We start from the raw sequence: 16,113 nt of genomic DNA, 5'->3' as shown, positions 1-16,113 counted from the left end.
ATATACAAATAAAGGGAAAAGGCGTATTGATATCGTATAAAGCATATTATAATTCTTTTTTTTATTAACTAAGTAAAATCATCATTAATGGGAGTGAAGATAATGGAAGCATCGGTAGAGCGGATTTTTTCTAATGCATTGGTGGAATTGGCCGGGCATTTTTTTCTAGTGAGTACAGAGAGTTCAGTAAAACTTGGCGATGCAGAGAACTACGTATTTGAGGTTCACAGGGATGGAACACCATACATCTTAAGAATGACACACCAATCACATCGTTCAAAAGGCCAAGTGCTTGCTGAGTTAAAGTGGATAGAGTACTTACAGAATAATGGAAGTGAAATACCGAAAGTTATCCCTTCGACTGAAAATAACTTAGTTGAAATTGTAAAGGGTCTGGATGGCACAGATTTTTATTGTTGTTTATTTGAAAAAGCCCCTGGCGTAAGGGTGAAAGTCACCGATAAAAATTTCGACGGACATTTATTTTTTGAATGGGGAAGAACAATAGGCCACCTGCATAAAAAAACAAAAAGTTACAAGCCTGAAACAGAATATAAAAGGCTCGAATGGCATGAAGAAGAATTATTGAATGCGGAGCACTATCAATCTGATGTTCCAGAGCAAGTGATGCACCAGCAAGAATTAATCATGAATAAATTAAATGCACTTCCAATACATCAAGATAATTTTGGATTGATTCATTCTGATATACATAACGGCAATTTCCATTTCCATGAAGGCAAGATTCATGTTTTTGACTTTGATGACTGTTCCTATCACTGGTTAGCGAGCGACTTGGCCATACCTCTGTATTATCTTATGTGGAGTTTAGAACGTGAAGGTGTAAAAGAACTCGATGGATATGCTGCCAAATTCATGGGGGATTTTCTAAAAGGTTATGAGACGGAAAATATACTCGCACTTGTAGATTACGATACGATCCCGCTATTTTTAAAATTAAGGGATCTAACGTTATATAATTTTTTTCATAAAAAGTACGATTTGAAGAATGCGGATGATCAATTATATAAAACCGTTCAGAAAATCGAACAAAGAATCATGGAAAGCCGTCCTATTGTTCACTTCAATTCGAACCTGATTTATTGAAAGATTGATGTATCTGAACATTTAAGCGGGTCACTGACAAGGAGGCTTTAACTGAATATGAAGTTCAATGCACTAGTACCTGAACTATCAGTATCGAATATAAGGGAATCGAAAAAATTTTACCTTGAAATTTTGGGATTTCATTTAGAATATGAACGTTTTGATGATAAATTTGCCTTTCTTTCTTTGGGAGAATCGCAAATTATGCTGGAAGAAATAAATGGAAGTTGGGATACAGGAGTATTAAAATTTCCATTGGGAAGAGGGATTAATTTTCAAATTGATATTGAAGATGTTGAAAAATTGGCGGCTGCTTTAAAAAGGCATGGAATAAAATTATTTAGAGAAATGATGGAAAACCATTATGAAAGCGATAATGAGGTGTTTGTAAAAAAAGAGATTTTAGTTCAAGATCCAGATGGTTATTTACTAAGGTTTTCACAGTCAATGAATCCAAGTGGGGGCAGTCTTTATAAGGGGGATTGGCATGTCAGAAACGAAAAATAATAGTCTTATATATATGATTCGGACTGGTGAATTAAAAGATGCTGAAGCAATTTTGGATGTACAGTATTCCGTTATTTCCGAAGGTGAGTACTTTATTGCGTTGTCAGACGAGTTTAATAAAACACCAGAACAACAAAGGGATTGGATACGAAGGTTATTGGAAAATGAACGAGAAACCATCATCGTGGCCGAAATAAATGGTGAAGTGATTGGATGGATAGGATTTCAATCGGAAAATAGGAGGAGAATGTCTCACAAGGGCTCATTTGGGATCATGATTAGAGAAAAATTCAGAGGGATGGGTATTGGAAAAAAACTAGTTAAAGCATTATTGGAATGGGCAGAAGCCAATCCGTTCATTGAAAAGGTGAGTTTAGGAGTTTTTTCAACAAATCATCGGGCAATATCACTTTATAAAAGTATGGGGTTTGTTGAAGAAGGCCGTAAAATTAAGGAATTTAAGATGAACGAAAGTGAATACGTCGATGATATTATCATGTACAAGTTGGTTTGAACAGACTGAAAGAGCATGAATTGATCCATACATGCTCTTTCGGTTTTGTTATGTATCTATTTTTATATTAAAACGAAGTTTCCGTCATGCATCATTTAATTATTTTAACCTTCACTTGCTTTCTTCCCCACGTTAAAGCATCCGATTCTTTTGAGATGAATACATCGATTCTGTTTCCTTTGATCGCGCCGCCCGTGTCTGCAGCGATTGCTTGTCCATAGCCTTCGACTTCAACGATGGAGCCTAGTGGAATCACGTTCGGATCGACTGCTATCAGTTTGGCATCATCATATTTTTGTAAATCGACGCCCATTCTTGTGGTGCCTGAACATCCTTCGCAGCTCGCTGTATATGCAGTACTTGTTACCGTCAGTTCTTTAACGGCCGAGCTTGCTAAACTGGCTCTTTCTTCTAATTTACTGAAAGTCCGTGCACCGGCTATACCGTCAGCGGATAATCCCTTTTGCTTTTGAAAGTTCATGACTGCTTGTTTTGTACCTGTACCATAAATTCCATCGATCGTTGATGTGTAAACATCCGAGGCTTTCAATAGCCTCTGCAGTTCAGCTACAGGTCTTCCGATATCCCCGCTTTTCAGTACCTGGATTTTCTGATTCGTTTTTGTTCCTGCTATTCCATCGGCTTTCAGCCCTGATTTTTCCTGAAACTTCTTTACGGATTCTTTTGTAATCGGTCCGTAGTAACCTGTTGCTTCAAAATAGGGAAAAAACCCTTTTGTCAGTAATAATTCTTGTAGTTCCTTTACATCACCATTACTCATTCCTGATGAGAGTGTGCGATCCAAAGCTGCGGCTTCGCCTTTAGTTGGCATGCAAACTCCTAGAATGAATACAGAAGCCGTTAGGATCGTTATTATAATTTTCTTCATGTTTATCCTCCTCGTTGTTTCCTGCAATTAAACCATTCGTTAAACGATCGCTCTTTTAGGCGCAGATAAGGAAAAACACCGCGAAGGCACTAAGGAATTGTTAAAACATGTTAGAGAAAGAAAAGAAATGAGGCGGAGAACGGGTTACCATATCCTTAGTAATTAGCGGATTCTGGATTCTATTAAAAAGAATCAGGAAAAGAATTGAGTGTACTAAATCCAGGCAACATCGTTCAGGGATAGATTTTTTCAATAATCCGCTCCTTCAAGTCAGGTCTTTTCATTCACGGACTTTAAGCAAAGATATGGCGTTCTGTTTTATAAGAAAAATTTTAAAGGTTTCTTCCAATAAAAACGATATGTACTCAAGAAATCACGAGGAGTTGAGGGTTTCCGCTTCCAAATGAAGACAGCTTTAATGAAAAAACGTTATATTCTAAGTGAAGTTTAATTTGGGAGTTTTGTTCATGTAATTTGTTGCTAGTCCTTTCTTTTATGGCAATTAGTGTTATCTTGAGGGAGCGCAGTCAGATACTAGTAAGGTATCCTGGAAGAATGTTGTTGGAATTTAGAGGAAAAGCAATGATGGAGTTTTTCATGGATAGCTTTCCGCGGTTACTAGATATATGAGTACGAAAAATAACTGCCTGTTTTTTGTTAATAGAAGGGTTAGAAAGTTTAGACAAAGTGGTTTTTGACTCGATGGAAGGATATCACATCAAATCGGGTTATTCAAAAAAATGACCATATTCTGTAAAATGGTAAACGAGGAGTGAGTTACTGGTTTGGGAAGCAATATTGGGGTAAAGGAATTGCTACAGGGCTCAATTTTTTGACGAAAGTAAATGTTCGTCCTCTTTATGCCGGGCAGTCAAGGATAATTTATGATCTATCCTGGTGCCGGAAGAATGCGGATTTGAAAGATTCGGTGAGGACAAAGGGGATTCCCATGCAAGAGGTATGGGTTGAAGAATTCATTTTGAAAACTTGAATCCTAAAGCCCAGTTAAGATAAGACTAAAACAATATCGTTATGAGGAACGGGTGACATCGAATGTGGTTTAAGATTTTTTCCTTCATTTTCATTTTATGTGGTCTTTTTGTAATGTGGTTCGCCGTTTTTGGTGACAAGAAAGTAGTCAAAGATTTCGGCTCTGGAATACCAACGAATTTCATCGATTTTATTTTAATGATGGTTTATAGACTTTTCCCTTCTTTTATTAGAAGAATCTTTCTTTTTGCATTGGGTCTGGCCATTTCCATCGGCTTTACCTATACGTTGCTTTATTTATAATTAACATGAATTTTCCTTTAATATAAAAAAACCTGTAACTTTATTCATTCGGAAACGTAATAAAAAGAAACGATACATAGCTATTTCGATGAAAAAAGTCATTGCAGTGATATTGATATTGGGAATTATGGGGGCGGGCAGCTGACGCCGGCTGAAGACTTTAATGTGAGTTCGATGTTATTGCGCAATAAGGATAGGGAAGGGAAGCGGCATACGGAAACCAACAATGGGTATTTTGAAAATGGGTATGTCGGAGAGGCTGCCATAACCTTGTAGTCCATCGGTAAGAACGGTGAAATTCAAATCTATTGATTGCAGCTGATTCAAGGGATGCTTTTATCCAAATGGAAGAATATCAGTATAGTAACAATATGCATAATATGGTAATATTGGATTTGTGTGATTTTGGAAAATATAAAAAAAGGAAGGTATTATATGTCTGAAACGGTTCTTAAGGTTCAATCCTTAACTAAAAAAATTGGAAAAGCGACAATTGTTGACAATGTGAGCTTTGAAATAAAAAGTAATGAAATATTTGGTTTGCTTGGTCCGAATGGAGCTGGTAAGACCACTATCATCCGTATGATCACTGGTCTTATCAACCGTACGGGCGGTACTGTCATGATCAATGGCAGTGACCTCGATAAAGATTTCGAAGGTGCGATGAATCAATTGGGGGCCATTGTTGAAAACCCGGAGTTTTATAAGTACATGACGGGCAGGAAGAATATCCTGCATTATGCCCGAATGTCATCCAATGACATATCCAATGAGCGAATAGAAGAGGTCATAAAGCTTGTCAAACTGGATCATGCCATCGATAAGAAGGTTAAAACCTATTCATTAGGAATGCGTCAGCGCCTTGGCGTGGCACAGGCCATTTTACATAAACCGTCGTTATTGATTTTTGATGAACCGACGAATGGCTTGGATCCACAAGGGATTCGTGAGTTTCGTGATTATTTGAAAGTACTGGCAAGTGAAGGCGTCGGGATATTGATTTCATCACATTTACTATCGGAAATGCAATTGATGTGTGATAGTTTTGCCGTTATCGAAAAAGGAAAGCTGATACATACGAAAGAACATATTATAGATGAAAAAACCGAAACGGTAAATGAAGTTTCATTCACTGTCAGTGATGGGGAGCTAGCTAAAAAAATCCTTCAAGAACAGTTTGTGGATATTACGATTCTAAAATATGATGCGAAGACAATCTCCGTATCGGCTACTCGTGAACAAACGGCTGATATAAACAGGAGTTTTAATGGAAATCAACTGGATGTCTATGAAATTGGCATTACTAGAAAATCACTGGAAGATAAATTCTTTGAAATCACTGAGCAGGAAATGAGGGAGTCTGTATGATGTCCTTAGTAAAAAATGAATGGATGAAAATCTTTTCAAAAGTATCAACATATATATTCATCGCTTTTCTTTTATTGGCAGCATTAGGGGCGGCAGTCATCGATTATAAATTAAGTGCCGGCGAACAGGGTAAAGATTGGAAGCAAGAGTTAAAGGCAGATATCCAAGAACAGCAAAAGTCATTGAAAGCTACTGATATCAGTGACGATGAAAAAGACGCTATCATGGCTGACATTGATCTAAATAAGCAACTTTTAGCTGATAATATAAACCCTGACTTAAACACGAATTGGACATATATGGCGGAATGGACTACATCATTAACATCGTTTGTCACTTTATTCGTCGTTATCGTTTGCAGCTCGCTAGTTTCCTCGGAGTTTTCGGATGGTACCATTAAACAACTGTTGATCAGGCCTTATAAACGTTGGAAGATTCTACTTTCCAAATATATTACTTCCCTGTTATTTGCAGCGTTATTACTTGCGAGCCTGCTTATATTCAGTTATCTAATCGGAATCATATTCTTTGGCAATGGTTCGTATTCAGACAAAATAATGGATCCTGCATCTTTCGGTGAATTCAGTCCGGTGGTAGTCGGCGAATATTTCGTAGACATGATCGTTTACTGGATACCAGGATTCTTGGTCATCACGACCATCGCTTTCATGTTAAGCACATTATTTAAAAACCAAGCACTTGCAGTAGGTATATCCATTTTCATCCTATTTGCCTCTTCGACATTAAATATGGTCATTCAATCATTCATCGGTAAATACGAGTGGTTAAAATTCGTCTTATTCCCCCACCTTGATTTAAGGGGCTATATTTCCGGAACCATGGAAATGTTCGATGGAGCTACACTTGGATTTTCAATGAGTGTACTTGGCATCTATTATCTTATCTTTTTAGCGCTAACTTTCTTCTTCTTCCAGAAAAAAGATATCACTAATTAAATAGAGGGAACGACCGAAATCAGTGGCTGATTTCGGTTTTTCTTATTGAAGCCGCCGAGAGAAAAATACAATAAATTAAATTTTTCTATTTGTAATAATGGGATAAAATTCCCTTCAAGATAAAGGTTGCTGCGGCAGCCTTTTTATCATGGGCAAAAAAACGCAGGTATTCGAATCTGCTTTATTTACTCGACTTTCTTTCAAATCATCAATTTAGTAATAGAATGAAACTTTTATCCAATTTTATCCGTATAAGATAGTATAAGGATATTTTAATTGGCCAAGGGGTGCAAAATGAATAAAAAAAAGGTTCTGTTAATTGGACTTATAGGATTCATTTTATTTCTAATAGGTATTTACATATCACAATGGACAGTTTTTGGTGTAGCGATCGGGATAGGCGGAGGATACATAATGGGGATCAGGTCCTTCCTGTTTGCTAGTTAGTAGCTCCATTTATTTTTACGGCAGGGACGATCATTAAAAATGAACAAATCGTCCTATTCAGGTCAGGTTAAAGTTTAATAAGGAAATCGGTATAGCCAATATTTTCATTTCCGATATGGATGGAGTAGATTTTAGAGATGGGAAAAATGCAGTATAAACGTAATTTAGTAATTGTACTTATTATTATTGGAACAACATTAGGTTTCTATGTGTACTCGGCATTCTCTGAGAAATTGACAAAATCAACGGACTTGTCTGATGAATCTATCGGGGGATATAAAGTCTGGGATAACATATCGAGTCCAGAATTTATTAGAGATTATGGAGAACCCATCGATCAAGACAATAACAATGCATATGATTATTATTATTGGAAAGGCGGGTTAAAAACGGCCACTATCAATTCAGACGAGGATAAAGGGAAAATTATGCGGTTAATCATTTCAAGTGCGGATGACGATCTATTTGAAAGTTCCCTTCAAACAGGCAAAGGGATTAAATTAGGAAGTAAGAAAGCGGACGTTCTTTCGAAGTATGGGGATCATTACTATAAAAGTTATGAACAGGGAGCGGATATTATCGGCTACATTGACCATAAACGGAATATTACTTTAGAATTTTGGTGTGTTCAAGGTGGAAGGGTTGCAGAAATACGATTAGATGATTCAGATGTTATTTAATGCTTTTTTTTACCGGGAAGGAATGATTAGAATCTTATCGTTATCTAATCTATTATTTTCAAATACTTTTTTTCTACTTTAAAATCTGGAAATAAAATGAAAAGGTCCCATTCTATGGAAATATAGATTGATAAGTGGGGAGTAAAGGGGAAGAAAATCCAAATTAATTCACCATTTTTTTGAATGTGAACTGAAACTTATTTCCATTTTATCCGTATATTATGTCATCGAGGCGAGGAGGAAAAATCAAATGTATGATGTTGGTGGAAGCGGGGATTGGATTTTCACAGGTGCTCCGGTATTTATAGGAATTATTTTTGTTATCATTCTTATAATGATCATAGTTAACCTATTCTCGGGTCTTAGTCAATGGGAGAAGAACGATAAATCTCCTCGTTTATCTGTTCCCGCAATGGTGAAAGTCAAACGAACAAATACTATAAGGAATGGTCATTCATACAATCACAATAACAATCTCCACTCGCAAAGCTCCTCTACGACTTATTATATTACATTTGAATTTGAGAGTGGTGATCGATCGGAATTCCATATTTCAGGAAAGATGTTTGGTATTCTTGCAGAAGGGGATGTCGGCACTTTAACCTTTCAAGGAACAAGATATATTGATTTTACTAGGAATAATTGTTAATAAATTAGTTACTTAAAATGAATCTAATAAATTAGGAGATGAAGGATCATGAATGAAAAGGGATGTATGAAATGCGGAAGCAATGATGCTGCCAAGAAGGACGTAGCAATGACTGGAACAGGATTGTCAAAAATGTTCGATGTCCAGAATAATCAATTTACGGTTGTGTATTGCAAGAATTGCGGTTATTCGGAGTTTTATAATAAGCAATCATCTGCAGGCAGTAATCTGCTGGATCTATTCCTGGGGTGATAAGCTGCACAAAAAGAATCCCCTTTTACAAAGGGGATTCTTGATTTTTCTTCATTTATGCATGAAGTTCTTTCAGCCCATTACCGGTTGGATTACTTTTCAGTATTAGCTATATGAATATAAAATAATGTGTGATTTCATAAGGAGAAATGAAATGAATAAAATAGCACTTCTTCAACTTTCACTAGCGATGACAATCTTTGGTTCTGTCGGTTTCTTTTCAGAACTAACAGGACTCCCAGCATTGGAATTGGTATTTGTTCGCTGCATTTGTGCTGCCATATTCTTATGTACAGTCTGGATGATTACAGGGCATTTCAAGAAGGAAATATGGAATTTTAGAGAAGTGATGCTAATCATCTTCTGTGCAGTGGCCAACTTATTAAACTGGATATTCCTCTTTAAATCATTTGAACAGATTTCCGTGACAATTGCCATTTCGCTCTATCATTTAGCCCCAATCATTGTACTCATTATTGGGAGCTTCATCTTTAGGGAGAAAATGACCATATTCTCTATCCTGGCAATTTCACTATGTTTCATTGGCACATTATTCATTATGGGAACAGATGGATTTCGATCATCATCTCCTGAATGGGAAGGCATCATTTATGGGATAATTGCTGCATTTTTCTATGCGGCTACCATGCTTTTAGGAAAGAGCATTACAAAGACCAGTGTATATGCGACCACTTTTCTGCAAATGTTCATTGGATTTATATTACTGATTCCTTTTGTCGATTTTTCAGTTTACACAACACTAAAATCTTCCGAATGGTTTTATACGGTACTTACTGGCATCATCCATACAGGCGTTGTATATCTTCTGTTTTTTAATAGTATTCGTCATTTGCCTACAAATGTAGTATCTTTCATGATTTTTGTAGATCCGGCAGTTGCCATCCTTTTAGATATCCTGCTTTCAGGGTTTCAACCGGATGGATTTCAAATCTTGGGTATATCATTAATATTTATTGGGGTGATCTATTCACTTAAGGCTTCTAAATCCCCTGAAAATGATGTCAAGCTGAAAAGGCCACACACAATGTGAGGCCTTTTTCCTTTAGGGTTTTCTTTTAAACTATTGATTAAATTTGATATACGTCCCAAATGTCAGGGGTTTCTGATCCAATGTACCAAGCAGATACACCGCCTAGATGATTTTGTTTTACCAGGTCAATACGGAGCTTCATCGATTTTGTATCCTCTATCCATATTTGATGCTTTTCCCCATTGGAAGTATACTCCACGTAATTTTGTTGAGTATTTTTATCCCATGCCTTTTTAAGTTTATGAGATGAAATGATATTGTTGACCTCAGCCATCGTACGGTCATAACTTTTCACTTTTTTGGTTGATAAATCGGTTACCCATTCTCTCGTATAAAATGGTACAGCCAATATGATCTTATGGGCAGGTACTTCTTTCATTAAAAGCTTCGTTCCTTCTTTGATCCAAGGTAACGAGGAAACGGACCCGGCTACTGGGCTCCCTCCCCAATGCTCGTCATAACCCATTATGATTATGTAGTCTGCTATTTTGCCAAGAGCTTTCCTATCCAGACTTTTTGACCAAAAAGGGTCTTCATTTTCTCGGGTGACATCCACAGATACTTTAATTCCATGCGGTTTTAGTGCCTTTTTCAGTTCGCCTATGAAAAGTACAAAGTCCTTCTTGCTTTTTGGATCGATGTTTTCAAAATCTACATTTATTCCATCACTTTTAGTTTTAACAAGTGAATCACGTAAAGCTGAAACCAATTTCTGGCGTTTTTTTGTATTGCCTAGTACAGAACCGGTTAAAACAGGGTCAAATTGATTACCGATAAGTTGCCAAACTTGTTTTCCTTGTTTATGGGCGTTTTGGACGAATTTGGCATCCGCAGAAACGGAAACGAAATTACCGGAATCCGTCAGCGTATAGGAACGAGGAGAAACTACATTTAAATTAGGTTGTTTAATTTGTTGGGTGTAGTTTTCTTTCGATTCATTATGCATCCAGCCCATGACGATAGGTTTTTGCGCCTTTTTTTGAAGCTGGGATTTCTTTATCCATCCCTTTTTACCATCAAGCAATTGAACCTGGTAGTAATAATCCGGAATCTTCAATTTTTGGCCAACTTTAATTGTAACCGCATGTAAGTTATTTAATTTCGTCAAATCACTGGTGGTTACCTTATATTTAGAAGAAATCTTCCACAAAGTATCTCCTGATACAACCTTATGGATCTTATATTTCTGGGGAATCTTCAGGTTTTGGCCAACAGTAATTTCGGAAGAAGTTAATTTGTTTTCTTTTTGTAGCTCACCTACTGAAACTCCATATTGATTTGCTACTTTCCATAATGTGTTTCCAGTCTTTACTTTATGAATAATAGGGCCCGCGGAATCCCCAACGGCAGAGGAAATGACGGGAAGCTCCTCGCCCTTTTTTAAGGTCTTTAATAGAGTAGTACCTAAATTAGGAGAACTAAAAACTTTTGTATTGTCCACTTTAACAGAACCTATGTATTGGGTTTTACTTGATGAACTACCACTGGTTGGAAAGAGACACATACAAAGAAGGCTTAACATAATAAAACATCCAAAGAATTTTTTCACGATTATTTTATTCCCCTTTGTAAAATTTAACTTTACTAGTTTACTATGGAGAATAGCTATAAAATAGAGGTACATTGTGGAAACGCCTTATTATAGAAGAAAATAGGGAATCATCTAAACAGGATTACGATTCTGCTGTTGTGGCGAATTATTTCGATGTAGGGTCGAAATATTTGCATGTAGGACGAAATATTTGCGTGAAGGTCGAAATATTTGCGTGTGGGACGAATTATTTACGTGTGGGACGAATTAATTGCGTGAAGGTCGAAATATTTGCGTGTGGGACGAATTAATTGCGTGAAGGTCGAATTAATTGCATGTGGGACGAAATATTTGCATGTAGGACGAAATATTTGCGTGAAGGTCGAAATATTTGCATGTAGGACGAATTAATTGCGTGAAGGTCGAATTAATTGCATGTGGGACGAAATATTCCTCCATTTCGACAAATTATGATCTTTATTTATTTTTAAAGGGAGAGTAACTGGAATTAATCTCCACTGCGCAATCTGCTACGACTAATGGTTAAGTTTAATGTTGATATTTCATCTAGAAATAGGACTATAAAATTGGTAGTCCTATTTGAGTATGCAATTATTCATTGTTTTCTTTTTAGTAAAAATCTTGGAGATGGAAGGACTTCTTGTTCAGCTTCAAAATCCTTGCGTTTCTTGGCTGAAGACAATTCGAACAGAATTCTATCTTAGAGCCTTTTGGTGAAAAATGATTTTACAATTATTTTCTCCATTTCCTTATCCAAACTAATCCCCCTTTACAGTTTTTCAACTGGTAAATCCTCATAGTCTAAGCCTATCATAAGTAGGTTTGATAATTAACATCTCTCTAATATCCCTCGAGATTTACGACAGTTTATTATAGGTTTGTCGTTTTTAAGCTTTCTATGATAAGAAAAAAATTCTTCCAAATGGAGATTGATTTGTTGGAACTATACCGTCCTATTCGGTTAGCCAGTTTTGGCTATTTTCCATTTTTTTTGGTAGGGTTTTCCGATGAAAATATCTTGTACATGACATTTGTCATCTTCTAGTCATGACACCTGGTACTAATAAAATCAGGCTGATTTCTTTATAATAAGAAATAACGAAAAAATAAAGGGAAGTGCAATTGATTAATGACCATACAAAATACTAAAAACTTGAGAAAACAAATTGCTCCTTTTGAACAATCAACGACAAAAGAAAGTATATGGCAGATCATCAATACGTTAGGGCCATTCATTATTTTATGGTACCTAGCATATATAAGTCTTTCGGTTTCTTATTGGTTAACCTTAATTCCAGCTGTGTTGGCTGCTGGCTTCTTGACAAGAATTTTCATAATTTTTCATGATTGTACGCATCATTCATTTTTTAAAAGCCGCCGTGCGAATAGAATAGTCGGGACAGTCATGGGTGTTTTGACTGTATTCCCTTTTGATCAATGGGGGCATGAGCATTCTGTGCATCACGCAACAAGTGGCAATTTAGATAAGCGGGGTACAGGGGATATTTGGACCCTTACGGTGGATGAATATTTGGCTGCGCCGCTTAGAATTCGTTTTGCCTATCGTTTTTATCGCAATCCATTGGTAATGTTTGGGATAGGTCCGATTTATGTTTTCCTTCTTAAAAATAGATTTAACCGAAAAGGTGCTAGAAAGAAGGAAAAAATGAACACCTATTTGACGAATGTATTAATCGTTGGTTTAGTGGCATTGCTTTGCCTTGCAGTAGGCTGGCAGTCATTTCTTTTAGTACAAGGTTCCATTTTCTTAATATCAGGTTCAGTGGGCATTTGGCTGTTTTACGTCCAGCACACATTTGAGGACTCTTATTTTGAAGAAAATGAGGAGTGGGAATATGTATTGGCAGCAGTGGAAGGAAGTTCTTTTTATAAGCTACCAAAACTGATGCAGTTCCTTACTGGTAATATCGGTTACCATCATGTTCACCATTTAAGTCCTAGGGTACCTAACTATAAACTGGAAAATGCACATAATAATACAGAGCCTTTAAAGAACGTACCAACGATTACTCTTGCTACAAGCTTACAGTCGCTCTGTTTCCGTTTATGGGATGAGAAAAACAAGAATTTTGTTGGCTTTAAGGACATAAAACATTTAACGAAAAAAAGTGTTTCCGTTCAAGTGAAATCTGAATTGTAACGTTCATGAATCATTCCAGACTCCCTTAATAATCCTTGGATTTTGGGGAGTCTTTTCTTCATATAACGACTCAGTAAAGGAGAGAACTTAAAATGATCCGAATTGTCATTGCAGAGAATCAGCAAATGCTGTTAGAGGCAATTAGTTCTCTACTCAATCTTGAAGAAGATATAGAAATTGCCGGGCAAGCCAGTAATGGAGAAGAAGCTATTACTCTTGTGCACCAATTAAAGCCGGATGTTTGTATCATGGATATGGAGATGCCTGTAAAGAGCGGGCTTGAGGCAGCTGAAGCTTTAAAGTCATTTGAATGCAAAGTGATTATTTTAACGACATTTCGAAGGACTGGTTATTTTCAACTTGCTTTAAAAGCAAATGTAAGTGGTTATTTATTGAAGGATAACCCGAGTGAAGAGTTAGCCTGCTCGATTCGCAGCGTAATGGATGGCAAGCGAATATACTCCCCTGAACTTATGGATGAGTCTTCCAACAATAATGACCAGGAAATGGGTGTGTTAGGCCTGTTAGCCGATGGTCAAACCACACTTGACCCCTCAAATCAGCAAAGCAACACAATTGGGACCGTAAGGAAATATTTTTCGACTATCAAGGATAAAATGAAGTTACCGGCTGGCTAGATGGATTTGGGATAGAGACTTTATGACAGGGTTAGATCAGAAATCCTGTGTTGACACGTTTTTTAAAATTGTGTACGATGGATTAAATCATAATATTGAAAATTCTGTGATAAAGAGAGTAGTTCATTTTGAAATGGAAAGCGAGTTAGGGATGGTGTGAGCCTAATGCAGGACGGATGAATGAAGCGCACTTTGGAGAAATTTCTTGAAACGTCCAGTAGAGAACATCGGGGAGTCACCTCGTTAACAATGGAAAGTGGTCACAATTTGTGGCAACTAGAGTGGTACCACGGGAAACTATGCTCTCGTCTCTTATTTAGAGACGGGGGCTTTTTTGTTTAGGAGGGGAAAATGACGATGAATAAACCAATTGCAGCCTTAATTTCAACTGCTTTGAACAATGAAATGCCAGCAAGTGAAATAGAAAAATTAATGGAAAAGCCTAAATTGATGGAGTTAGGTGATGCCGCCTTTCCATGCTTTACTCTTGCAAAAAAGTTAAAAAAGTCACCTCAAGTGATTGCATCTGAAATAGCTGAACAATTAAACAGTAAGTTGATCCAAGAAGTGAACGTAGTGGGTGGTTATCTGAACATCTTCGTCAATCAACAGATTGTGACGGAAAATGTGTTGCAAACCATATTAAGTGAAAAGGATAAGTATGGCGGTAAGCAGCCTGTACAGGGAAATGTCGTGATTGATTATTCATCCCCGAATATTGCCAAGCCTTTTTCCATGGGGCACTTACGCTCAACAGTCATAGGAAATGCATTGGCTAACATTGCTGAAAAAAATGGCTACAATGCCGTGCGTATTAATCATCTAGGGGATTGGGGCACGCAATTCGGGAAGTTGATTGTCGCGTATAAGCTGTGGGGAGACAAGGAGGCAATCGAAGCTTCCCCGATTCAGGAATTATTGAAAATCTATGTGAAGTTCCATGAAATGGCTGAAACGGATGAATCGTTGAATGAACAAGCACGCGCTAGCTTCAAGTCGCTTGAAGATGGGGACGAGGAGGCACTGGCACTATGGAAATGGTTCAGGGATGCGTCTCTAAAAGAATTCGATACGATTTATGATTTATTGGGCATCCGTTTTGATTCCTATGCTGGTGAAGCGTTTTACAATGACAAAATGGATGTTGTTGTCGAGGAACTAAAAGAAAAAGGCCTGCTTACCCTATCCGAAGGTGCCTATGTCGTGCAATTGGAAGATATGCCGCCTTGTTTGATTACGAAAACGGATGGTGCGACACTTTATGCCACGCGTGATTTAGCCGCGGCCATGTATCGTAAGCAACAGTACGAGGCGAAGAAAACATTTTATGTTGTAGGAAATGAACAATCCCTGCACTTTAAACAACTCTTTAACGTCATTGGAAAAATGGGGTACGATTGGTCAAATGACTTACAGCACGTAGCATTTGGCATGATGTTAAAAGACGGTAAGAAAATGTCGACACGTAAAGGGAAAGTCGTGCTACTTGCGGATGTTTTGGCAGAGGCAATCGAAACGGCGAAGCGCAATATTGAAGAAAAAAATCAGGCGCTTGAACAGAAAGAACTGGTTGCAAGACAGGTCGGTGTCGGAGCGGTAATCTTTAATGATTTAAAAAATAACCGCATGAACGATATTGATTTTTCATTAGAGCAAATGATGAACTTTGAGGGAGAAACGGGTCCATATGTACAGTACACATTTGCGCGTATTTCATCATTGCTGGAAAAAGGTGAATTTAAAGAGCAGGCCATCACTTTTGACGCTTTAGGAGAATATGCTTGGTCAGTCATCCAACTGCTTGAGCAGTACCCGGTCATTGTCCAAAAATCATTTGAACAAGCAGACCCATCACAAGTCGCGAAATTCAGCTTGCAGTTATCACGCGCATTCAATAAGTATTATGCACATTCGAAAATCTTAGTTGAAGATGAATGGAAACAAATGAAGCTCTCATTCGCTTTTTCCGTAGCCATTGTATTAAAGGATGCGCTAAGTTTATTGGGAATTTCAGCGCCGAATAAAATGTAAAGTTAAAGCGTTCTTGCA

The 16,113-nt window shown here is 37.3% G+C and carries 16 protein-coding genes and 1 other annotated feature; of the genes, 14 read left to right on the top strand and 2 right to left on the bottom strand.

Going from position 1 to position 16,113, the window contains the following annotated elements; genetic code table 11:
• Positions 1–102: 102 nt before the first annotated feature.
• From UP17_RS20865 to UP17_RS20855, 3 genes are read left to right on the top strand one after another with little or no spacing between them, the layout of a single operon-like run.
• Positions 103–1,107 carry a phosphotransferase enzyme family protein gene (locus UP17_RS20865; protein ID WP_061464959.1) on the top strand — a complete coding sequence of 335 codons (1,005 nt, stop codon included), beginning with the start codon at positions 103–105 and terminating at the stop codon, positions 1,105–1,107.
• Between the two features lie 57 nt (positions 1,108–1,164).
• Entirely contained in the window at positions 1,165–1,614 is a 450-nt protein-coding gene (locus tag UP17_RS20860) for a bleomycin resistance protein (protein WP_061464957.1), read from the top strand.
• A complete protein-coding gene (locus tag UP17_RS20855; RefSeq protein ID WP_061464955.1) occupies positions 1,595–2,128 on the top strand; it encodes a GNAT family N-acetyltransferase in 534 nt (177 codons plus the stop codon). The genes UP17_RS20860 and UP17_RS20855 overlap by 20 nt, the downstream gene beginning before the upstream one ends.
• A 91-nt stretch (positions 2,129–2,219) precedes the next feature.
• Here UP17_RS20855 and UP17_RS29795 read toward each other — a convergent pair whose 3' ends face one another.
• Positions 2,220–3,017, bottom strand: a complete 798-nt coding sequence (locus UP17_RS29795; RefSeq protein WP_061464954.1) for a peptidoglycan-binding protein — start codon at positions 3,015–3,017, stop codon at positions 2,220–2,222.
• 1,053 nt (positions 3,018–4,070) lie between these two features.
• Between UP17_RS29795 and UP17_RS20840 the strand changes: the two genes are divergently transcribed.
• The 8 genes from UP17_RS20840 (at position 4,071) to UP17_RS20810 (ending at position 9,713) form a co-directional block, all read left to right on the top strand.
• Complete coding sequence (locus UP17_RS20840; protein WP_061464950.1) at positions 4,071–4,310, top strand: hypothetical protein; 240 nt, start codon at positions 4,071–4,073, stop codon at positions 4,308–4,310.
• Positions 4,311–4,745: 435 nt separating this feature from the next.
• Positions 4,746–5,678, top strand: coding sequence for an ABC transporter ATP-binding protein (locus tag UP17_RS20835; RefSeq protein ID WP_061464948.1), 933 nt, complete (start codon positions 4,746–4,748; stop codon positions 5,676–5,678).
• Positions 5,678–6,634, top strand: a complete 957-nt coding sequence (locus UP17_RS20830) for an ABC transporter permease (RefSeq protein ID WP_061464947.1) — start codon at positions 5,678–5,680, stop codon at positions 6,632–6,634. Before UP17_RS20835 ends, UP17_RS20830 begins: the two co-directional genes overlap by 1 nt.
• Positions 6,635–6,928: 294 nt before the next feature.
• Positions 6,929–7,081: a hypothetical protein gene (locus tag UP17_RS27930; RefSeq protein ID WP_155727414.1), complete on the top strand. Its 153-nt coding sequence runs from the start codon at positions 6,929–6,931 to the stop codon at positions 7,079–7,081.
• A 137-nt stretch (positions 7,082–7,218) separates the two neighbouring features.
• Entirely contained in the window at positions 7,219–7,761 is a 543-nt protein-coding gene (locus UP17_RS20825) for a hypothetical protein (RefSeq protein WP_061464945.1), read from the top strand.
• Between the two features lie 250 nt (positions 7,762–8,011).
• The gene (locus tag UP17_RS20820; RefSeq protein ID WP_061464943.1) at positions 8,012–8,410 is read left to right on the top strand and encodes a DUF2500 domain-containing protein; all 399 of its coding nucleotides are present in this window, start codon (positions 8,012–8,014) and stop codon (positions 8,408–8,410) included.
• A gap of 48 nt (positions 8,411–8,458) precedes the next feature.
• The gene (locus tag UP17_RS20815; RefSeq protein ID WP_061464941.1) at positions 8,459–8,662 is read left to right on the top strand and encodes a zinc ribbon domain-containing protein; all 204 of its coding nucleotides are present in this window, start codon (positions 8,459–8,461) and stop codon (positions 8,660–8,662) included.
• A gap of 154 nt (positions 8,663–8,816) precedes the next feature.
• On the top strand, positions 8,817–9,713 hold the full coding sequence (locus tag UP17_RS20810; RefSeq protein ID WP_061464939.1) for a DMT family transporter: 897 nt from the start codon (positions 8,817–8,819) through the stop codon (positions 9,711–9,713).
• A 37-nt stretch (positions 9,714–9,750) separates the two neighbouring features.
• On the opposite strand, the gene UP17_RS20805 is transcribed toward UP17_RS20810, so the two are convergent.
• The gene (locus tag UP17_RS20805; protein WP_250211712.1) at positions 9,751–11,154 is read right to left on the bottom strand and encodes a LysM peptidoglycan-binding domain-containing protein; all 1,404 of its coding nucleotides are present in this window, start codon (positions 11,152–11,154) and stop codon (positions 9,751–9,753) included.
• A 1,240-nt stretch (positions 11,155–12,394) separates the two neighbouring features.
• Here UP17_RS20805 and UP17_RS20800 point away from each other — a divergent pair.
• The 3 genes from UP17_RS20800 (at position 12,395) to argS (ending at position 16,095) form a co-directional block, all read left to right on the top strand.
• Positions 12,395–13,426, top strand: coding sequence for a Delta(5) desaturase DesA (locus tag UP17_RS20800; RefSeq protein WP_061464937.1), 1,032 nt, complete (start codon positions 12,395–12,397; stop codon positions 13,424–13,426).
• Between the two features lie 92 nt (positions 13,427–13,518).
• The gene (locus UP17_RS20795; RefSeq protein ID WP_061464935.1) at positions 13,519–14,064 is read left to right on the top strand and encodes a response regulator; all 546 of its coding nucleotides are present in this window, start codon (positions 13,519–13,521) and stop codon (positions 14,062–14,064) included.
• Positions 14,065–14,161: 97 nt separating this feature from the next.
• Positions 14,162–14,380 (top strand) — a binding site (T-box leader).
• Between the two features lie 35 nt (positions 14,381–14,415).
• Positions 14,416–16,095 carry an arginine--tRNA ligase gene (argS, locus tag UP17_RS20790; RefSeq protein WP_250211711.1) on the top strand — a complete coding sequence of 560 codons (1,680 nt, stop codon included), beginning with the start codon at positions 14,416–14,418 and terminating at the stop codon, positions 16,093–16,095.
• The last annotated feature ends 18 nt before the right edge of the window (positions 16,096–16,113 follow it).

Origin of the sequence: Peribacillus simplex, from assembly GCF_001578185.1 — a bacterium.
Classification (GTDB): domain Bacteria; phylum Bacillota; class Bacilli; order Bacillales; family DSM-1321; genus Peribacillus; species Peribacillus simplex_A.
Note: the sequence above shows the minus strand (reverse complement) of the source record. Positions and strands in the feature narration are given on the sequence as shown.

Coding starts and splice junctions, on each gene's coding strand:
- UP17_RS20865 (WP_061464959.1), top strand. CDS start 103: ATGGAAGCATCGGTAGAGCGGATTTTTTCTAATGCATTGGTGGAATTG.
- UP17_RS20860 (WP_061464957.1), top strand. CDS start 1,165: ATGAAGTTCAATGCACTAGTACCTGAACTATCAGTATCGAATATAAGG.
- UP17_RS20855 (WP_061464955.1), top strand. CDS start 1,595: ATGTCAGAAACGAAAAATAATAGTCTTATATATATGATTCGGACTGGT.
- UP17_RS29795 (WP_061464954.1), bottom strand. CDS start 3,017: ATGAAGAAAATTATAATAACGATCCTAACGGCTTCTGTATTCATTCTA.
- UP17_RS20840 (WP_061464950.1), top strand. CDS start 4,071: ATGTGGTTTAAGATTTTTTCCTTCATTTTCATTTTATGTGGTCTTTTT.
- UP17_RS20835 (WP_061464948.1), top strand. CDS start 4,746: ATGTCTGAAACGGTTCTTAAGGTTCAATCCTTAACTAAAAAAATTGGA.
- UP17_RS20830 (WP_061464947.1), top strand. CDS start 5,678: ATGTCCTTAGTAAAAAATGAATGGATGAAAATCTTTTCAAAAGTATCA.
- UP17_RS27930 (WP_155727414.1), top strand. CDS start 6,929: ATGAATAAAAAAAAGGTTCTGTTAATTGGACTTATAGGATTCATTTTA.
- UP17_RS20825 (WP_061464945.1), top strand. CDS start 7,219: ATGGGAAAAATGCAGTATAAACGTAATTTAGTAATTGTACTTATTATT.
- UP17_RS20820 (WP_061464943.1), top strand. CDS start 8,012: ATGTATGATGTTGGTGGAAGCGGGGATTGGATTTTCACAGGTGCTCCG.
- UP17_RS20815 (WP_061464941.1), top strand. CDS start 8,459: ATGAATGAAAAGGGATGTATGAAATGCGGAAGCAATGATGCTGCCAAG.
- UP17_RS20810 (WP_061464939.1), top strand. CDS start 8,817: ATGAATAAAATAGCACTTCTTCAACTTTCACTAGCGATGACAATCTTT.
- UP17_RS20800 (WP_061464937.1), top strand. CDS start 12,395: ATGACCATACAAAATACTAAAAACTTGAGAAAACAAATTGCTCCTTTT.
- UP17_RS20795 (WP_061464935.1), top strand. CDS start 13,519: ATGATCCGAATTGTCATTGCAGAGAATCAGCAAATGCTGTTAGAGGCA.
- argS (WP_250211711.1), top strand. CDS start 14,416: ATGACGATGAATAAACCAATTGCAGCCTTAATTTCAACTGCTTTGAAC.